This window comes from Klebsiella sp. I138 (genome assembly GCF_051131765.1).
Taxonomy (GTDB): Bacteria; Pseudomonadota; Gammaproteobacteria; order Enterobacterales; family Enterobacteriaceae; genus Klebsiella.
The window spans coordinates 1,877,384-1,893,300 of record NZ_CP180447.1 but is presented as its reverse complement, the minus strand read 5'-3'; the positions used below and the strand labels follow the sequence as shown (position 1 = coordinate 1,893,300).

At 55.4% G+C, this 15,917-nt stretch carries 15 protein-coding genes; 3 read left to right on the top strand and 12 right to left on the bottom strand.

The window, feature by feature from the left end:
• Positions 1–23 precede the first annotated feature (23 nt).
• The 9 genes from ACMYSK_RS08820 to fecI all read right to left on the bottom strand — a co-directional run bounded on the left by ACMYSK_RS08820 (position 24) and on the right by fecI (position 11,198).
• Positions 24–1,808, bottom strand: a complete 1,785-nt coding sequence (locus ACMYSK_RS08820) for a diguanylate cyclase (RefSeq protein ID WP_434641965.1) — start codon at positions 1,806–1,808, stop codon at positions 24–26.
• An 81-nt stretch (positions 1,809–1,889) separates the two neighbouring features.
• Positions 1,890–3,077: an HD domain-containing phosphohydrolase gene (locus ACMYSK_RS08815; protein WP_434641962.1), complete on the bottom strand. Its 1,188-nt coding sequence runs from the start codon at positions 3,075–3,077 to the stop codon at positions 1,890–1,892.
• A gap of 494 nt (positions 3,078–3,571) precedes the next feature.
• Positions 3,572–4,339 carry a Fe(3+) dicitrate ABC transporter ATP-binding protein FecE gene (gene fecE, locus ACMYSK_RS08810; RefSeq protein WP_434641959.1) on the bottom strand — a complete coding sequence of 256 codons (768 nt, stop codon included), beginning with the start codon at positions 4,337–4,339 and terminating at the stop codon, positions 3,572–3,574.
• On the bottom strand, positions 4,340–5,302 hold the full coding sequence (gene fecD, locus ACMYSK_RS08805) for a Fe(3+) dicitrate ABC transporter permease subunit FecD (RefSeq protein WP_434641957.1): 963 nt from the start codon (positions 5,300–5,302) through the stop codon (positions 4,340–4,342).
• On the bottom strand, positions 5,299–6,297 hold the full coding sequence (gene fecC / locus ACMYSK_RS08800; RefSeq protein ID WP_434641955.1) for an iron-dicitrate ABC transporter permease FecC: 999 nt from the start codon (positions 6,295–6,297) through the stop codon (positions 5,299–5,301). Before fecC ends, fecD begins: the two co-directional genes overlap by 4 nt.
• Positions 6,294–7,196: a Fe(3+) dicitrate ABC transporter substrate-binding protein FecB gene (locus ACMYSK_RS08795; protein ID WP_434641953.1), complete on the bottom strand. Its 903-nt coding sequence runs from the start codon at positions 7,194–7,196 to the stop codon at positions 6,294–6,296. The genes fecC and ACMYSK_RS08795 overlap by 4 nt, the downstream gene beginning before the upstream one ends.
• Positions 7,197–7,308: 112 nt before the next feature.
• On the bottom strand, positions 7,309–9,639 hold the full coding sequence (gene fecA, locus ACMYSK_RS08790) for a TonB-dependent Fe(3+) dicitrate receptor FecA (protein WP_434641951.1): 2,331 nt from the start codon (positions 9,637–9,639) through the stop codon (positions 7,309–7,311).
• Between the two features lie 96 nt (positions 9,640–9,735).
• Positions 9,736–10,683: a ferric citrate uptake sigma factor regulator FecR gene (gene fecR / locus ACMYSK_RS08785; RefSeq protein WP_434641948.1), complete on the bottom strand. Its 948-nt coding sequence runs from the start codon at positions 10,681–10,683 to the stop codon at positions 9,736–9,738.
• Entirely contained in the window at positions 10,680–11,198 is a 519-nt protein-coding gene (gene fecI, locus ACMYSK_RS08780) for a ferric citrate uptake sigma factor FecI (RefSeq protein ID WP_434641946.1), read from the bottom strand. Before fecI ends, fecR begins: the two co-directional genes overlap by 4 nt.
• A gap of 793 nt (positions 11,199–11,991) precedes the next feature.
• Here fecI and lpxP point away from each other — a divergent pair.
• The 3 genes from lpxP to ACMYSK_RS08765 all read left to right on the top strand — a co-directional run bounded on the left by lpxP (position 11,992) and on the right by ACMYSK_RS08765 (position 14,026).
• Entirely contained in the window at positions 11,992–12,906 is a 915-nt protein-coding gene (gene lpxP, locus ACMYSK_RS08775) for a kdo(2)-lipid IV(A) palmitoleoyltransferase (protein ID WP_434641943.1), read from the top strand.
• Positions 12,907–12,997: 91 nt separating this feature from the next.
• Complete coding sequence (gene leuE / locus ACMYSK_RS08770) at positions 12,998–13,636, top strand: leucine efflux protein LeuE (protein WP_434641941.1); 639 nt, start codon at positions 12,998–13,000, stop codon at positions 13,634–13,636.
• Between the two features lie 126 nt (positions 13,637–13,762).
• Positions 13,763–14,026, top strand: a complete 264-nt coding sequence (locus tag ACMYSK_RS08765; RefSeq protein WP_434641938.1) for a DUF2534 family protein — start codon at positions 13,763–13,765, stop codon at positions 14,024–14,026.
• A gap of 43 nt (positions 14,027–14,069) precedes the next feature.
• Here ACMYSK_RS08765 and ACMYSK_RS08760 read toward each other — a convergent pair whose 3' ends face one another.
• From ACMYSK_RS08760 to ACMYSK_RS08750, 3 genes are all read right to left on the bottom strand, one after another.
• Entirely contained in the window at positions 14,070–14,192 is a 123-nt protein-coding gene (locus ACMYSK_RS08760; protein WP_100684930.1) for a hypothetical protein, read from the bottom strand.
• A gap of 217 nt (positions 14,193–14,409) precedes the next feature.
• A complete protein-coding gene (locus ACMYSK_RS08755; RefSeq protein ID WP_004101234.1) occupies positions 14,410–14,511 on the bottom strand; it encodes a YoaK family small membrane protein in 102 nt (33 codons plus the stop codon).
• Positions 14,512–14,627: 116 nt separating this feature from the next.
• Positions 14,628–15,641, bottom strand: coding sequence for a sensor domain-containing diguanylate cyclase (locus tag ACMYSK_RS08750; protein ID WP_434641934.1), 1,014 nt, complete (start codon positions 15,639–15,641; stop codon positions 14,628–14,630).
• Positions 15,642–15,917 lie beyond the last annotated feature (276 nt).

Genomic DNA, 15,917 nt, shown 5'->3' with positions numbered 1-15,917 from the left:
TTTCGCTTATCCCCTTCTGGTTTTTAGCCGGCCTTTAGCATTCCGAAGCTAACGATCCTCGAGCGTCCCTGTTCTTTGGCCCGGTAAAGTGCGGCATCCGCGGCGCGCAGCAGGCTGTCGCTCTGGGTATGCTGCGGGAAGCTGGCAATGCCTATCGACACATCGACCTGGCCGATATCGCTAAGACCATAGCGTAGCGTCAGGCTGCGAACGCTGTTGTAAATCTCCTGCGCGCAGGCCCGGGCCGACTCTTCATTGGCGCCGGCAAGGAGTACCAGAAACTCTTCTCCACCGTAGCGAAAGGCCATGCCGGTATCGCGCACCGCACGTTGAACAATTGCCGCTACGTTTTTGATAACCAGATCGCCGGCCTCATGGCCATATCGATCGTTGATCGCTTTGAAGTGATCGATATCGATCATCAGGCAGCTCAGCGCAGCATTGTTATGCACCGCGAGATTGATTTGCGTATGCAGGGCATCATCAAGATGATGACGATTACGCAGCCCGGTGAGCGAATCGTACAGCGCTTTCTCCAGCAACGCACTGCGCAAACGCTGGTTTGCCAGCGCCAGGCCCAGCGCTTCGGCCATCAGCTCCAGATAGGCGCGAGAAGGGGCCGTAGCGGAGGTGACATTTCTGAAAGAGAGCAGACCGATCGCTTCCCCCTGGGCTACCAGCGGCACGCAAAGCGACTGATGGGCGCTGGATTCGGGCAGGTGCGAACAGGCGATGTCCGGTTCACCGTTGACCGGAGGATGGCTCAACCCGCGGCGGACGGCCCAGCAGTTGTCGGGATAAAAGACCTCAGGCTCGTCCGGGGGAGAGAGCCACTGCGCGACGCAGCGCAGCTGCCAGGGATCGGTTTCAAGAATATACAGGCGCCCGGGAATGGCCGGGGCGATATTCGGCGCGAAGAGCTCGGCGACCTTGATGACATCCTCAAAGGACTCACACCCCTGCAGACGCTGCGTCATACGCGCCAGCAGTTCCCGAATCGCCCAGTCGGCATCCCGCTCTTGCTCAAGACGCTGACGCGCCAGGCCATTTTCGCGGAAGATACGGATCGCCTGCGCCATATCGCCAATTTCATCAATCTGCGTGAACCGGGGCGCTTCGACGGCATAATCCTGAGAAGCCAGACGCTGTACCACATCGCTTAAACGCACAACCGGGTACAACACCCGGCGCTGCAGGATAAAGCCGAGGACAAACAGAAACATGAGCGCCGTCAGGGCAACCATGATTTCGGACAACGTGCGCCAGGTGTGCGATTTTTCCGTGGCTTGCATAATGGCACTGGTAGCCCGGCCTTCCAGCATAAGGCGGAAATGATCGATCTGCGTCTGTACCCGATCCAGCTCTTGTTCATACGGCTTGCCGTAAAGCAGGTTGATGGCCTCTTGATCCGCGCCACGTTCAATACTGGCCAGCGCGGCCTGCTGTTCATCCTGCAGTTCGTCCACTATCTTCAGCCCGTCGCGCAGCAGCATCAGCTCCTGGGGCGCCGCGCCCTGATCTTTGAGCTTTTCCAGACGGTGTTCTATCGTCGTCAGTGAACGGGCCTGCTGGCGGTATTCCTGTAACACATCCGGATTTTTGTTAATCACGTAGGCGCGGGCGAGATCGGATAGCTCCCAGCTCTCGGATTCAACCGTTTCGGTTAACTGATCGAAAATCTGTCGCTGTTGCACGGCCCGGCGTTCAGCCGTTTCTGCATTAGAGGCCATCAGCATGGCAATACCGGAAGTGATGGTCAGGCAGACGGTGATCCCGTAGGCCCAGTTGGTCATGGTGGCGATTCTCACCGAATTTTCCTTGCATGCAGATGAATAAATGACGTTATGTTTAATTATAGAACCCGCAATTGCCCGCCTGCGGACAGAGGGTTAGTGGCGTTTCTTATGAATAATATTGCGATGTAGCGAGTCAGCGTGCTGGCATAAAGTGCGAAAAACATCCTTATCCAACGCGCCATTTATAACATCGTTCTCTATCAGCTGTATTGCATCTTGATAGCGCATGGCGACGCGATAGGGGCGATCTTCGGTTAATGCAGTAAATATATCGGCAATGGCGATAATGCGATCAGGGAGTTGCAGATAATCCTGATTCAAATGTAATGGATAGCCGCTACCATCGAGTTTTTCATGGTGGTTTGCCGCCCAGTTAATGATTTCACCCAGTTCGCTGAAGGCGCTGAGAATCTCACCTGTCATATAGCTATGTTCGCGAACCTGACGTAACTCATCAGGTGTGAGTTCGCTTTGTTTTTCCAGAATATCCAGTGAGATATTAATTTTACCAATATCGTGCAAATAGCCGGCAATCTCTATTTTTTTACACTCGTCTTCGGGTAGATGCATATAGGTGGCGAGCAGGCAGGATATTTCTCCGACCATAATACTGTGGCTGGCGGTGAAGCTGCTGTAGGTATCGACAATTTTGGCAATTAACAAGCAAATATCTTTCAGACCGTCGATATCGATATACAGCTCGTTAATCGGGCCGATGATTTCGAGCATCCTCTGAATGTGTCCGGGATGAAGATGCAGCCAGAAATGCTCTTTCTGTGCGAGCCGACAGAGGGTGTCACAGAGAATCGGGTCAATCTCATGATGCAATGTACGGAAAGTGTCGATGATAATGTCGGGATGGTGCTCAGTGGTAATATTTCCGGTAGAGAGCAGACGTTCAAAAGCATCGGCAAAAAAAACGATATGCTCTTCGAGAGTGCCTTTATGCGCCGGGCTAAAATGATGATGGCGAATAATGGACAGAATGGGGGCAAAGGTCGGTAAGCCAGAGAGCATCTCCGCGCCCCGGTGCTGGTGGGGATCTTCGATGTTATCAATGTCATTCAACGAGGTGACAATGCGCTTATCACCGAGCACGCCGATATCGTGCAGCAACGCGGCACAAAAGATGGTCTGCTGCTGCGGGCGCGATAATCTCAAAGCCAACGCCAGTTCGAGGGCAATTAAAGCCGTGCGTTGCATATGCAACTGAAGTTCCGGGTTGATTATCTGGATAACGCGCGTGGTTAGCATCAATGCTGATTTTAAGGCGAGATGCATCGTTTTTCTCCATCCGCGTGACCGGGATAATATCGGTTCATTCTGGTCGTCTGTATCCAGCTAACGCCAGACGGGTGCAGGGACGCCAGTACGCGGTGAAATGATCATTGAGCAAATTCTGACGTATTATCATTTATACCTGTACCCAAGCCCGTAATACCGTGGCGGAAAAGGGGCGTAAACGCGTGAAAAAGTCTTTAGTGACCGCTAGTTAATCATTTTGTTCGCGAAAAGAAAATAGATAGTCGTGGCTCGTTGACGTTATCCCGCTGTCACGTTGATACATATCTATTTTAACCATGAGCAAGATGAATTTTAGAACAGGATTGGCGATGGTGTGGCGAACAATATGTAAGCTGACGCGGGAAAGTGCGCCGCGCCTGTATTGTCATGGAAGGCGAAATGTCGCCGGGTAATATACCCGGCGTAAAAGGTATCACGGGGGTGAGCTCTGCTAAACCTGGTCTGAAGTGAACAACGCCGCGCAAGTTCAGCTATTTTACGACGCACATGGGACGGCGTGAAACCGGGTCAGGGTGAATGTCGGCCTCAAGGCTGAAAACGGCGCGCAGCATCGCTGGGGTCAATACCGTTTCCGGTGGTCCCTCGGCCTGTATCTGCCCGCGGTCCAGTACCACCAGGTGGTCGCAGTAGCGGCTGGCCTGATTGAGATCGTGCAGCACGGTAATCACCGTTTTACCCGCCTGCTGTAGTTCGCGCAGCAGCTTCATCAGTTCGACCTGATGGTTAATATCAAGCCAGGTCGTCGGTTCATCCAGCAGGACCAGCGGCGTATCCTGGGCCAGAGCCAGCGCCAGAAAAGCCCGCTGGCGCTGGCCTCCGGATAATGCACTAAGTTGCCGCTCGGCAAGGGCATCCATGCCGGTTCGAACGAGCGCCTGATTGACGTGCTGGTGGTCTTGTGCCGACAGCCGCCCCCATAGCGGGAGCCACGGACTACGGCCATAGCCAACCAGTTCACGTACGGTTATCCCTTCCGGCGTCAGGTGCTGCTGAGGCAGCAGCGCCAGATGACGGGCCAACTGGCGGGAACTCAAGCCTGCCAGCGGATGCGCTCCTAGCCATATCTGCCCCGCAGCCGGCGTCAGCAGGCGCGAAAAGCCCTTCAGTAGCGTCGATTTACCGCAGCCGTTTGGCCCCAGTAGCGCCGTGATTTTTCCGCCGGGCAGCGTCAGATTGAGCCCGTCGATAATGCGCTTTGCACCGTATCCGGCGCTCAAATTTTCCGTTTTCAGTTCCATTTAACGCATTCTCATCAGTAACCAGATAAACCACGGGGCGCCGATAATCGCGGTTAACACGCCCGCCGGCAGCTCCATTGGCGGATGAATCGTCCGTGCCAGCAGATCCGCCAGCAGCAGAACCAGCCCGCCAACCACAGCCGAAAATGGCAGCAGACGGCGATGGCGGCCGCCCGCCAAACGACGAACGAGATGGGGAACCACCAGGCTGACAAAGGCTATCGGGCCACACACCGCCACGCTCACCGAGGCCAGTGCGACCGCCAGTATCAGACCGTAGCCGGTGAACCGGGTGATATTGACGCCCAGCGTGCCGGCCCGGTCATTGCCCAGCGCCAGCAGATCGAGGCCACGGCTCAGCAAGAAGCTTAGCGGTAGCAAAATCGCCAGCACCGGCAGGGCAACGGCGACGAATGCGCTATCCCTTGCCCACAGACTGCCTGTCAGCCACAGCAACGCGGTGTTGATCTCCTGGGGCTGCGTCAGCAGCAGATAATCCGTGATGCTGGCCCAGCACCCCGAAAGCGCCACACCGGTCAGTGCCAGGCGTATTGGGCGAGAGACACCTGCAAGGGCGATGAGCGCCAGCATGGCCGCCATACCGCCGATAAAGGCCAGCACCGGAAGCCACAGCGGAGACAGTGACGGCAGCAGGGTAAGGGCCATGACCGAGGCCAGGCTGGCGGCGTGATTGACGCCGAGAATATCCGGTGAGGCCAGCGGGTTACGGACAATACCCTGAATCAGCACGCCGGAGACGGCAAGCGCCGCGCCGATAATGACCGCCAGGATCACGCGCGGCAGGCGATATTGCATCAGAACATAGTGGTAGTCGCTGTCGCTGTGCCAGCCGTCAAGCAAGGCGTGCCAGGGCAGCGGGATTGCTCCCATGCGCAACGACAGGGCGATCAGAAGGACCAGGAGCATCAGCAGGCAACAGAATCGCGCTTTCACCGTCTTCATCCCCGCCTCCTGACCAGCCAGACAAAGCAGGGGGCGCCCGCCAGCGCCAGCACGGCTCCGGCCGGTAGTTCACCGGGCCAGGCCAATGCCCGGGCAATCATATCCGCCAGCAGCATCAGGATGGCGCCGAGCAACATGCTCATCGGGAGTAGCACCCGATGGTCGTGACCCACCCACAGCCGAGCGAGGTGCGGGGTTAGCAGGCCAACAAAGGCCACCGGCCCGGCAACGCTGACGCAGGCGCCGGTCAGCAGTAGCACGGAAACATGGATAAGCAGCCGCAGCCGAGGGAGGTCTATACCCAGAGAATGGGCGGCTGTATCGCTGACGTTGAGCAAATTCAACGCATGGGCGAAGATAAAAATGCCGGGAACTATCAGGACGACAAAAGGAAACAGCTGCCAGAACTCTGGCCAGCGCACATGAGATACGCCTCCGGCCAGCCAGTATAAAATGCCGAAAGCATGATCTTCTGCCAGCAGTAGCGTCACGCGGGTCAAGGCCATACACAGCGCCGACAGCGCGATCCCGGCAAGGATCAGCCGGTTACGATCCCGCTCCTGGCGCCAGCCGCCGCCGGCGCTCATCACCAGCAGCCAGCTGACGCCGCCGCCGCAGGCTGCGATCAACGCCAGAGAGTACCCAGCCAGCGGTGCCGGACTCAGGGCGCTGGTCAGCGACATCGCCAGCGCCGCACCGCTGTTAATCCCGAGCAGCGACGGCGAGGCCAGCGGATTATGCGTCAGAGTTTGCAGCAGCGTTCCGGCAAGCGCCAGGCTACCGCCAAGCAGCAGCGCCACCAGGCTACGCGGCAGCCGGATATTGAGCACCAGCGCCTGGGAAAGAGGGGGCGAATCGGAAGCCAGCAGCGCGTGAAGCGCATCCAAAGGAGCGATCGGTATCGCGGAATAGCAAAACAGGCTCAGCCAGAACAGGCCAGCCAGCGTCAGCAGCGGCAAGCCCCAGGTCAACGAGACAGGTTGAGAAGGTTTCATTGCGGCACATCAACCGCCTGATGATGAACAATGTTGACCAGATCCCCGGCAATGCGCTCGGCGGCAAAAATTCCACGCATTCGTGCCCAGCTGTTGCTGTCGACGGCGGCAATCTGATGTTTTTGCTGTGCCTGCAGCATCTGCCAGAGCGGGTCCTGCTGCCATTTGCGCACAATACTTTCCGTACGGTAGTGGGCTACCAGCAGCCACTGAGGGTTGATGGCCAGCAGTTGCTCAAGATTGATGGCTGTCATCGGCGCCCCGTTCATCGCCCTCGGCACGTTTAGCCCTAGCGCCACGAGGACGCTGCCGGTGTAGGTATTCCGGGAGTGGAGGTTAAACTGCTGTTCACGGGAGGTGCCAAACAGCACGTTTGCGCCGGCCGGTAGCTGACGGGAAAAATCGGCCATCCGCTGGCGGTGTAGCGCCAGTCGCTGCTGCATTTCCTGTGCCTTACCCACCGCCTTGCCAATAATGGCCGCGGAGTGGAGATTTTCCTCGTAGGTTTCATTGCGTGATTTCAGCAGCAGGACCGGAGCGATTTGCCGTAGTGCAGCATAAATGCTGCGATGTCTGCTGCTGTCGGCAATGATGAGGTCGGGACGCAGGGCGCTGATGGCCTCCAGAGATGGCTGGGCGCGGGTACCGACGGACTGCCAGGCTTTCAGGTGCGCTCGGGCTTCGGGCAAAATACGCGATGGGTCATTGTCATCGGCAATGCCGACAGGGCTGATATCCACCGCTGCCAGCGCATCGGCGAAGGAGAGCTCCAGCACAACAATCCGTTGCGGCATGTTATCGAGCGTCAATGTTCCTTGTTCATCCTGAACGGTGACGGCAAAGACCGGACAGCTGAAAACCAGCAGCGCGGTGAAAAAAAGACGAATCAGAGTCAGCATATTCTCTCCCGGGCGGTGCGACGTGCGCCACGCGCTAAAACGGCACCGTCACCGCCCCATAGCAGAGGCGGTGACGGAACAACATCAGAACGTTTTTATCGGCATATTTTTGTCAGAATGTCATCGCACCCTGTAGATACAACGTGCGCGGCTGACCGGCATAAATGCCTTTGTTATTATCGTCGTATGAGCGGGTGTAGTACTCATGGTCGAAGATATTCTTCACGCCGAACGCCAGGTTGAGGTTGGCCATTTGTGGGCCAAAATCGTAGGCCACGCGGGCACCCCACAGCATATAGCCCGGAATACGGCCGTTGCTGCCGTCAGCGCTCTCTTCAACAGTGTTGGCGTTGTCCGCGAACTGACTGGACTGAAAATCGCTGTTGAGGTTAAACGTCCAGCTACCGGGCTTGTAGTCCACCCCAAGCGTGCCTTTATGTTTGGGGGAGAAGGGAACCTGGTTACCGTAGGTGTCGCCTTTTTCACGAATGATGGCATTGACGTAGGCATAGCTGGCATAGACCGACAGGTTTTCCAGCTGCGGATTCAGAAAGCCGAGATCGTAACGCGTCTGCGTTTCCAGCCCGCTGTGGCGGGTTTTACCACGAGCGGTGACGGTATCGTTGGTCTGGTTGGAGTCGTACTGATTATTAAAGTTAATCAGGAACAGCCCCATCTCCGCACTCAGCGCACCGTTGTCGTAGCGGGTACCGACTTCCCAGGTTCGGGCTTTTTCCGGTTCCACATTGCCGCTTTGCACAGCCTTGCCAATTTGGCTGTACTGTACGGTACCGAACGATCCTTCTGTATTGGCATAAAGATTCCAGCTGTCAGTGAGATGGTAGAGCACGTTCAGCGCCGGCAGCGGGGCGTTATAGCTAACCTGCTGGTGGGTGCCTTTCAGGCCGTCGTCCTGGTAGGACGCAATATGTTCGAAGCGCATTCCCGGCGTCACCGTCCAGTTGCCGATATCAATGCGATCGTCAATATACCAGGCGTGTGCCTCGGTGCCTGAACGGGTATCGCGGTCATACGGACTGGCGCTGCTGGGCAGGTCGCCGCTGGCGGTGGTGGTGTAGTAGCGCATCTCGTGAGTGGATTCATTCACGTAGCGATAGCCGACGCCAACCTCATGAGCGGAACTGCCGAGCATAAAGCTTTGGCTGTAGCGCGGTTCGATGCCGCGAACCCAGTATTCGCGCGGGGAAAGCGTGGTGCGTTTTCCTTGTTCCAGATAGCCGCTGCGCAGCGTATGTGTATAGAAGCCCTGAATATTGAATTTGTGCTGCGCATCCGGCTGAAACTGATAGCCGAGGCTGGCGAGCTGACGCCGCCCCCAAAAGCGATCGTTTAGTCGGGTGGACTGCCAGCGGTCGGCATCATAATCGGCGCGGGACAGACCACCGGGCATATCGGCTTCACCGTCGTAGTACTGCAGCAAACTGTTGAAGGTGTGCACTTCATTTGGTGCATATTTGCTTTTCAGCATCACGTCATCGATGCGCGTGGCGCTATGTTCGCGCCAGTCGCTGCCGCGCGTACCGGAATAGAGCAGGGCGGCCCCCAATCCATTTTCGGCCGTACCGCCCAGCAGCAGGTTATGCGTCTCTTTGGGATTGTTTTGTGAGGAGGTCGGGCTGAGCTGACCTTCCACGCCGCCCGCTATCGCAAAATCCTGCGGGATGGCGCGGGTAACAAAGTTCACGACGCCGCCTACGCTTTGTGGCCCGTAGCGCACGGCGCCAGCTCCGCGGACAACATCCACCGCGTCCATGTTACCGAGCGACACCGGCGCCAGCGATAGCTGAGGCTGGCCGTAGGGCGCGAAGGGCACAGGGATGCCGTCCATCAGCACCGTGGAACGACTGGCGAGACGTGGGTTCAGGCCACGAATGCCAAAGTTCATTGCCAGATCGTGGCTGCCGGTACCGGTATTTTCCGGGGCGTTAACGCCGGGAATGCGATTCAGCACTTCGCGCATGGTGGTGGCGCCGGTTTTAGCGAAATCTTCACGGCGGATGACATCGCGAGCCCCCGCGTGTTCAAAGACATCGTTTTCCCGCGCATCGCCGAGCCAGTCACCGACTACCGTCAGTGTAGACTCCGTACTGATCGGCGCCGGCTCCAGCGTCCAGGCATGATTGCCCAGCGCTTTTAGCTGTAGTCCACTGCCGTTGAGCAGGGTTTGTAGACCCTCTTCCACCTCATAGCTGCCGTGCAGGCCATCGCTGTGTTTACCGCGGGTCAGGCTGGCATCCGCCGAGAGTGTGATGCCGTTGCGGGCGGCATATTGGTTCAGTGCGTTGTCTAAATATCCGGCGGCAATCTCATACTGCGTTGCGGCAACAGCGGGGACAGCGGCCAGCCCCGCAAGCGGCAGCAGGCTTAAACGGATTGCCATCACCAGAGGCATAGGTTTGCGTAATACGCGTAAAGGCGTCATGTGTTCTCCATGATCGTTTTTGGTTGTCTTCACCTGTTAAGTCGAACGAGCAGGTGAAAAGGGACAATGGAGAATGAGAATTTTTTATCTTTTTTATCAGGCCGCGACGACGGTAACCCAGTAACGGGTGGCAAACTGCAGTTTTACCGGCAGCGTACGCGCGATGATGTGCAAAATGGCATCGGTGTTGCCCAGCGGAAAGGTACCGCTCAGGCGTAAACCGGCTACGGCGGGATCGCAGCGCAAGAGCCCGGGGCGATAGCGGGACAGGGTCGCGATGACCTCCTGCAGGGGCCGATCGCGGAAGCTGAGGACCCCCTGCGTCCAACTGGTATCGCTGCTGTTCAGCGGCTGGAGGAGAGAGAAGGCATCGCGGGTAAACCACTGACTTTCACCCGCGTGGACAATCTTGCGCTGTCCCGTGGAGAGCACGATCTCGACGGCGTGCTGCTGCACCGTCAGGCGCGTTTCGCGGGGAAACTGGCGAACGGTAAACGCCGTGCCCAGCGCGGTGAGCAGACCGTCGCGGGTCTGAATACGAAACGGTCGCTGCTGGTTATCGCGAGCGGTGGTGACGGCTATTTCGCCATAGCGCAAATGTACCAGGCGCTGACGGGCGTCAAAGCGCACATCGGCGGCGCTGTCGGTATTGAGCGTAAGCAGGGTGCCATCGGCAAGCGTCTGTCGCAGCGGCATCCCTTTTGCCGTGCGGTAATCGGCACGAAATCCCTCTGCCAGTTCGCTGTTCCATATTTGCCATCCGCCGCCCGCACTCACCAGTAGCATCAAACCTTTCAGGACCTGACGGCGGGTCAGACGGCTGTCGTTAAGCGTTCGGCTGGCGAGGTCGCCGGGGAGTTGCCCCATCTGCTGGCGCAGATTTTCGACCTGCTGCCACGCCCACTGATGATCGTGGTCCTGTTCATACCACTGCTGCCAGCGGGCCTCCTGTTGCGGATTGGTTCGGCCGTCGCTTAATACTGCGTACCAGCGCGATGCGGAGCGCAGTGCCTGACGGCGGGACTCGCTCAACGCGGTGCTCACAAGCCATTCTCCAGGCGGAAAAGCAGGCAGTGTTCGGTCGCTTTGGCGACATACTTTTTCACCGAACTCACCGAGACACCGAGGCGTCCGGCAATCTCAGCGTAGGTCAGGCCCTCCAGCTGCGAAAGTAAAAAAGCCTCGCGGGCTTTGCGACTCAGGCCATCGAGCATGGCATCGATCTGTTGCAGCGTCTCCAGTTGGATGTGCTGCACCTCCGGTGAGGGGAGCAGCGCTTCAGGAAGCTGAGCCAGCATTTCCAGCCACGCGCGTTCGAGCGCGTTGCGGCGAAACAGATCGATCATCACCCGTTTGGCGATGGTGCACAGAAAGGATTTGGGATCGCGAATCGCCGTCAGGGAGTCGCCGCTCATAATGCGCAGAAATGTATCCTGCGCAACATCGTCGGCGTCAAAGGCAGATTGCAGCTTGCCGGTGAGCCAGTTTTTCAGCCAACCGTGATGGGCCTGATACAATGACGCAAGCGTGAATGGTGTAGCGGCGGAAAGCTGAGACATGACCGGGTTCAAAGCAGGTTATCAATGGCGGCATGTTAATATGAGAATGGTTATCATTACAATTGAAATGCTGCTCAAAAATGGCCTGATAGAAGAATAATTTCAATAAGTAATTGTTGCAGTTAACAAATTGTTTGACCTCATCCAGTCAGGCAGTAGCCCGCGCAGCAGGCGGAGTATCATCGAGGATTGGTGGATACAGAATGATAATTGTTCGTTATAAACGAATAATGCGCGATTTATTTTCAGAAAGCGTCAGGCATCCCACGGATTTATAAAATAAGGTGATTCTTATTTGATATATAGCAAAGGAATGAAAAGATACGTTGTATGATATTTTTATATGTCTTAAGGCTGGCGTATGGAGAAAAGTTATATTTTTTGCCGTGAATTTTTAAGCGAAGTTTATACTTTTTGCAGCCGGGCTGTTAAGGCTGAGAGGTCGAGGGTCGCATGGGGGGATCCGGCCAGTGGCGGCAAGGGCTGTGAAGGCGCGGGGCGCTGATGGTCGTCGATTGATTTAATAATGTGCAATCAGCGGAACGCAATAATTAGCGCAGAAAGGGTTGCTACAGTAAATATTTGTAATAAGATCTTCTTTTTTATTTTACATTCTGTTACAACTATGAGGTTATTATGCTTTTTTCATCGCGGGGGTATTTTTTACTTGCCGGAGTGAATTTAGCCGGATTACTATTGTCATAGTTGCTATACGTACCGCCTAACGACTGATGAAGGGACTTCGTTTTTTCCTTAAGCGTTACCTCATTTATAGACGTTTACAGGAAAAATCATGCCCTGCGCTTTTAATAAAAGTCTTCTGCACCCTCGCAACTGGGGGACCTGGTTTGGCCTTGCCATTCTCTGGTTAATCGTGCAGCTACCCTATCCTTTGTTACACACCATCGGCACCAGCGCGGGTAAGGCTTCACGTCGTTTCCTCAAACGCCGGGAGCATATTGCCAGACGCAACCTCGAACTCTGTTTTCCGGATATGACGCCGGAAGCACGCGAAAAGATGATCGAACAGAATTTCATGTCGCTGGGCATGGGGCTTATCGAAACCGGGATGGCCTGGTTTTGGAGCGATGAGCGGGTTAAAAAATGGTTCGACGTTGAAGGCTTTGACAATCTGAGCAAAGCCTTGAGCGCGGGGCAGGGGGTGATGGTTGTCGGCGTCCACTTTATGTCGCTGGAGCTTGGCGGCCGTACCATGGGTCTGTGCCGTCCGATGATGGCAACCTATCGCCCGCATAACAGCCCGCTGATGGAATATGTACAAACCCGTGGGCGTCTGCGTTCGAATAAAGCGATGATCGATCGCCGGAATCTGTCTGGTCTGGTGCATGCGCTGAAAGCCGGCGAAGCAGTTTGGTTCGCGCCGGATCAGGACTATGGCCCGAAAGGCAGCGTGTTTGCGCCATTCTTCTCCGTGCCGCAGGCGGCGACCACAAACGGGACCTATGTCCTGTCGCGCCTCTCCGGTGCCAAGATGCTGAGCATCAGCATGGTGCGCAAAATGGACCGTAAGGGCTACACCTTATACATCAGCGACGTGCTGAGCGACTATCCGGGCGAAGATAAGCAGGATGCGGCCAGCTATATCAACCGGGTTATTGAAAAAGAAATTCTGCGTGCCCCGGAGCAATACCTGTGGGTCCATCGGCGTTTCAAAACCCGCCCGCTGGGCGAAGGCTCACTCTACTAAGTCAACAAGCACCGTAAGCGCTTTCAAAATCGTGGCAGTTGCGTTAACGTGAGCGCGATCATGTTTTTTGTTGAAAGCGAAGGAGTGCAGCGTGTTCGCTGAGTTTGGTGTGTTGAACTATCTGACCTATCTGGTCGGGGCTATTTTTATCATCCTGGTGCCCGGCCCTAATACTTTTTTTGTCCTTAAAACCGGTATTGCCCACGGCGTTAAAAAAGGGTATCTGGCGGCGGCTGGCGTGTTTATCGGTGATGCGGTGCTGATGCTGCTGGCCTTTGCCGGCGTAGCGACCCTGATTAAGACCACGCCGGTGCTGTTTAATATCGTTCGCTATCTGGGGGCGATTTATCTGCTGTGGCTGGGAGGTAAAATGCTCTATTCCGTACTGACCCAGCGGGAAGGGCACGCCGATGCCGGTGCAGAACCAGGGAGCGCGATTCTGAAACGCTCGCTGACGCTCAGCCTGACCAATCCAAAAGCCATCCTTTTCTATGTTTCTTTCTTCGTGCAGTTTATTGACGTTAATGCGCAAACTCCGGGGCTGGCGTTCTTTATTCTGGCACTGACGCTGGAGGTGATTAGCTTTATGTATATGAGCTTCCTGATCCTCTCCGGTTCGTTCGTGACGCGCTATGTGAAAACCCGCAAGAAGCTGGCAAAAATTGGCAACAGTTTGATTGGCCTGGTCTTTGTCGGTTTTGCCGCACGTCTGGCAACCTTGCAATCGTAAAATGCGGGCCGGCAGTGCTTTCGGCCTGATAGTAATATCCGCTGCCTTGTAACAAAAACCCTTCAATTTTTATTGCATTAATGTTACATATACAGCCGATTATCGGTCAGAGAAAAGGGAACCCGGATGATTCTGCAAAAACTCATCAGCAATAAAAACAGCAAGAAATTTTTCTTGTCGATAGGGATTGTGTTTGCCATCGCGCTAACCGTGGTGGGGCGTGCAACGTTCGGTGGGGTCGTCAGCGAATACAATATGCCGTACTCCGAATGGACGACATCGATGTTTTTCCTGCAGGGGGCAATGGTGACCGTTTACAGTATCGTGTTCACGCTTCTGTTTTCGATTCCGCTGGGCTTCTTCTTTTTAGGTTCTGACCGCCAGGATTGAGGCTTACGGGGCGAACGCGCGTTCGCCCTGCTTAATTCTTCTGTCACCAGCCGCGGCCATCATAATGATGGTGGTGGTGCCTGTGGTGATAACCATCGTCAACAATACATCCCGATAACAGCGTGCATAGCGCAAGAATCAACGGTAACACGATCGGTTTTTTCATTTCTCACTTCTCCGGTTGTCCTCCGTCCGCTGGCAATGGGCTTGCGGAATCGGCTGATGAAGTGAGTCTATAGAGTTAACTTATTGAGTAGATAGGATAATTCCGCAATAATGCGCTGACAGGACGATACTCTGCCGCCGCCGCTACCACCAGCCGAACTGAACGCCTGCCAGGGCCACGATCGCGATGATAATCATCAAAATGGTGCTTTTTTTCATTATGCGCCGCCCGGAGCCGCATAGCCGCCGACAAAAAACCAACCGAGAAAAACAACGGCGACGATAAATATGGCCACCGGGAAAAGAATACCCAATCTCATGATGTTGCCCCTGAAGCTAAAAAAACGGTGATGCCAAAATGCCCGCCAGCCGCCACAGGAAATCAGAGCGGCTGAGTGGAAAACCTCGCTATCATACTGGATATTGTCACTAGGTTTTAATCAATATTCAGGAAGGTTTCTTTCCGGCGTGACTTCTTATCCTGATACATGGCGTCATCCGCTGCACGCAGCGCACTTTCGACGTCCTGAGCCTGCGGATTGACCTCAATGACGCCAAAGCTGGCGCCGGGATAGTTAATTCGGTGTCCGCCGAGGAAATAGACCCCACGTAATGCATCCCGCAAGGTGGTCACAAAGGCCTGTTGCTGCACGACGTCCAGCCCGGTCCCGACAACTAAAAACTCATCACCGCCGAGGCGTCCCACCAGATCTTCCTTGCGAATATGCGCATTTAAGCGCTCACCAATCTGAATCAAAAAGCTGTCACCGCACGGGTGGCCGAAGCGATCGTTTATCGCTTTAAAATCATCAAGGTCGATAAAAATCATCAACATACTACGCTGCTGCTCGCGCTCGCGGGGAAACATCGACGACAGATGCTTAAACAACGCCCGGCGATTGGCTAAGCCGGTCAGCTCGTCGGTGTAGGAGTGCATTTCCAGCGCGACGTTGGCTGCACGTAGCTGCTCGACCAGAGTCTCTTTTTCAATATAGTGCGATATCAAATTGGCAAACAGCGCCATCACCTGCTCACCTTCGAGATTGTAGGGCTGCTTATCGCGGCTGGTTGCACACAGCGTGCCGTACAGCGAGCCGTCGGCGAGGCGCACGGGAATGCTGAAGAAGGTGATAATTCCCAGATCCTGGGCAGCAATACATGACCGCCAGCGGTTGTTAACATCGTTGCTGAACTGGCAGTTATCGTCGATGGCGCGCTTGCACAGCGACTCATTCCACGGCACGGAAAACCCTTCCGGAATTTTCATTTCACTGCTGTTATGCGCGTAGAGAACCAGCTGACGCTGCGCTGTTAAATCAATACGAGTCAGATACGTCGACTCCATTCTGGTCACAAGCTCCAGCATCTCAAGCAGCTGCCGGACTAACATTTCGAGGGAATGTTCATTGGCAAGCGTTTGTGAGACACGGGCAAGAATAAAATCTGACATGAATGTACGGCTCCCGATCGCGAGGCATGACCGCCAGTCATGTGTGCTGGAAAACGGCTACCCGCGAAGAGTAAACATAGATACAACAAATTTAACACATTAGTTAAGGGAATACCTGCGATCGCAGCGGGGAAAAAAAAGCCCCGTCGGGGGCGACGGGGAAAACTCATTGATTATGGAATGATCTGTTCTCTGGTCAATTCGAGAACAAGCGCTACTCTACGGGGCAAAAGTGTAGTTAAAATGGAGAAACCATGAAGAATCAGGGCTAATGTG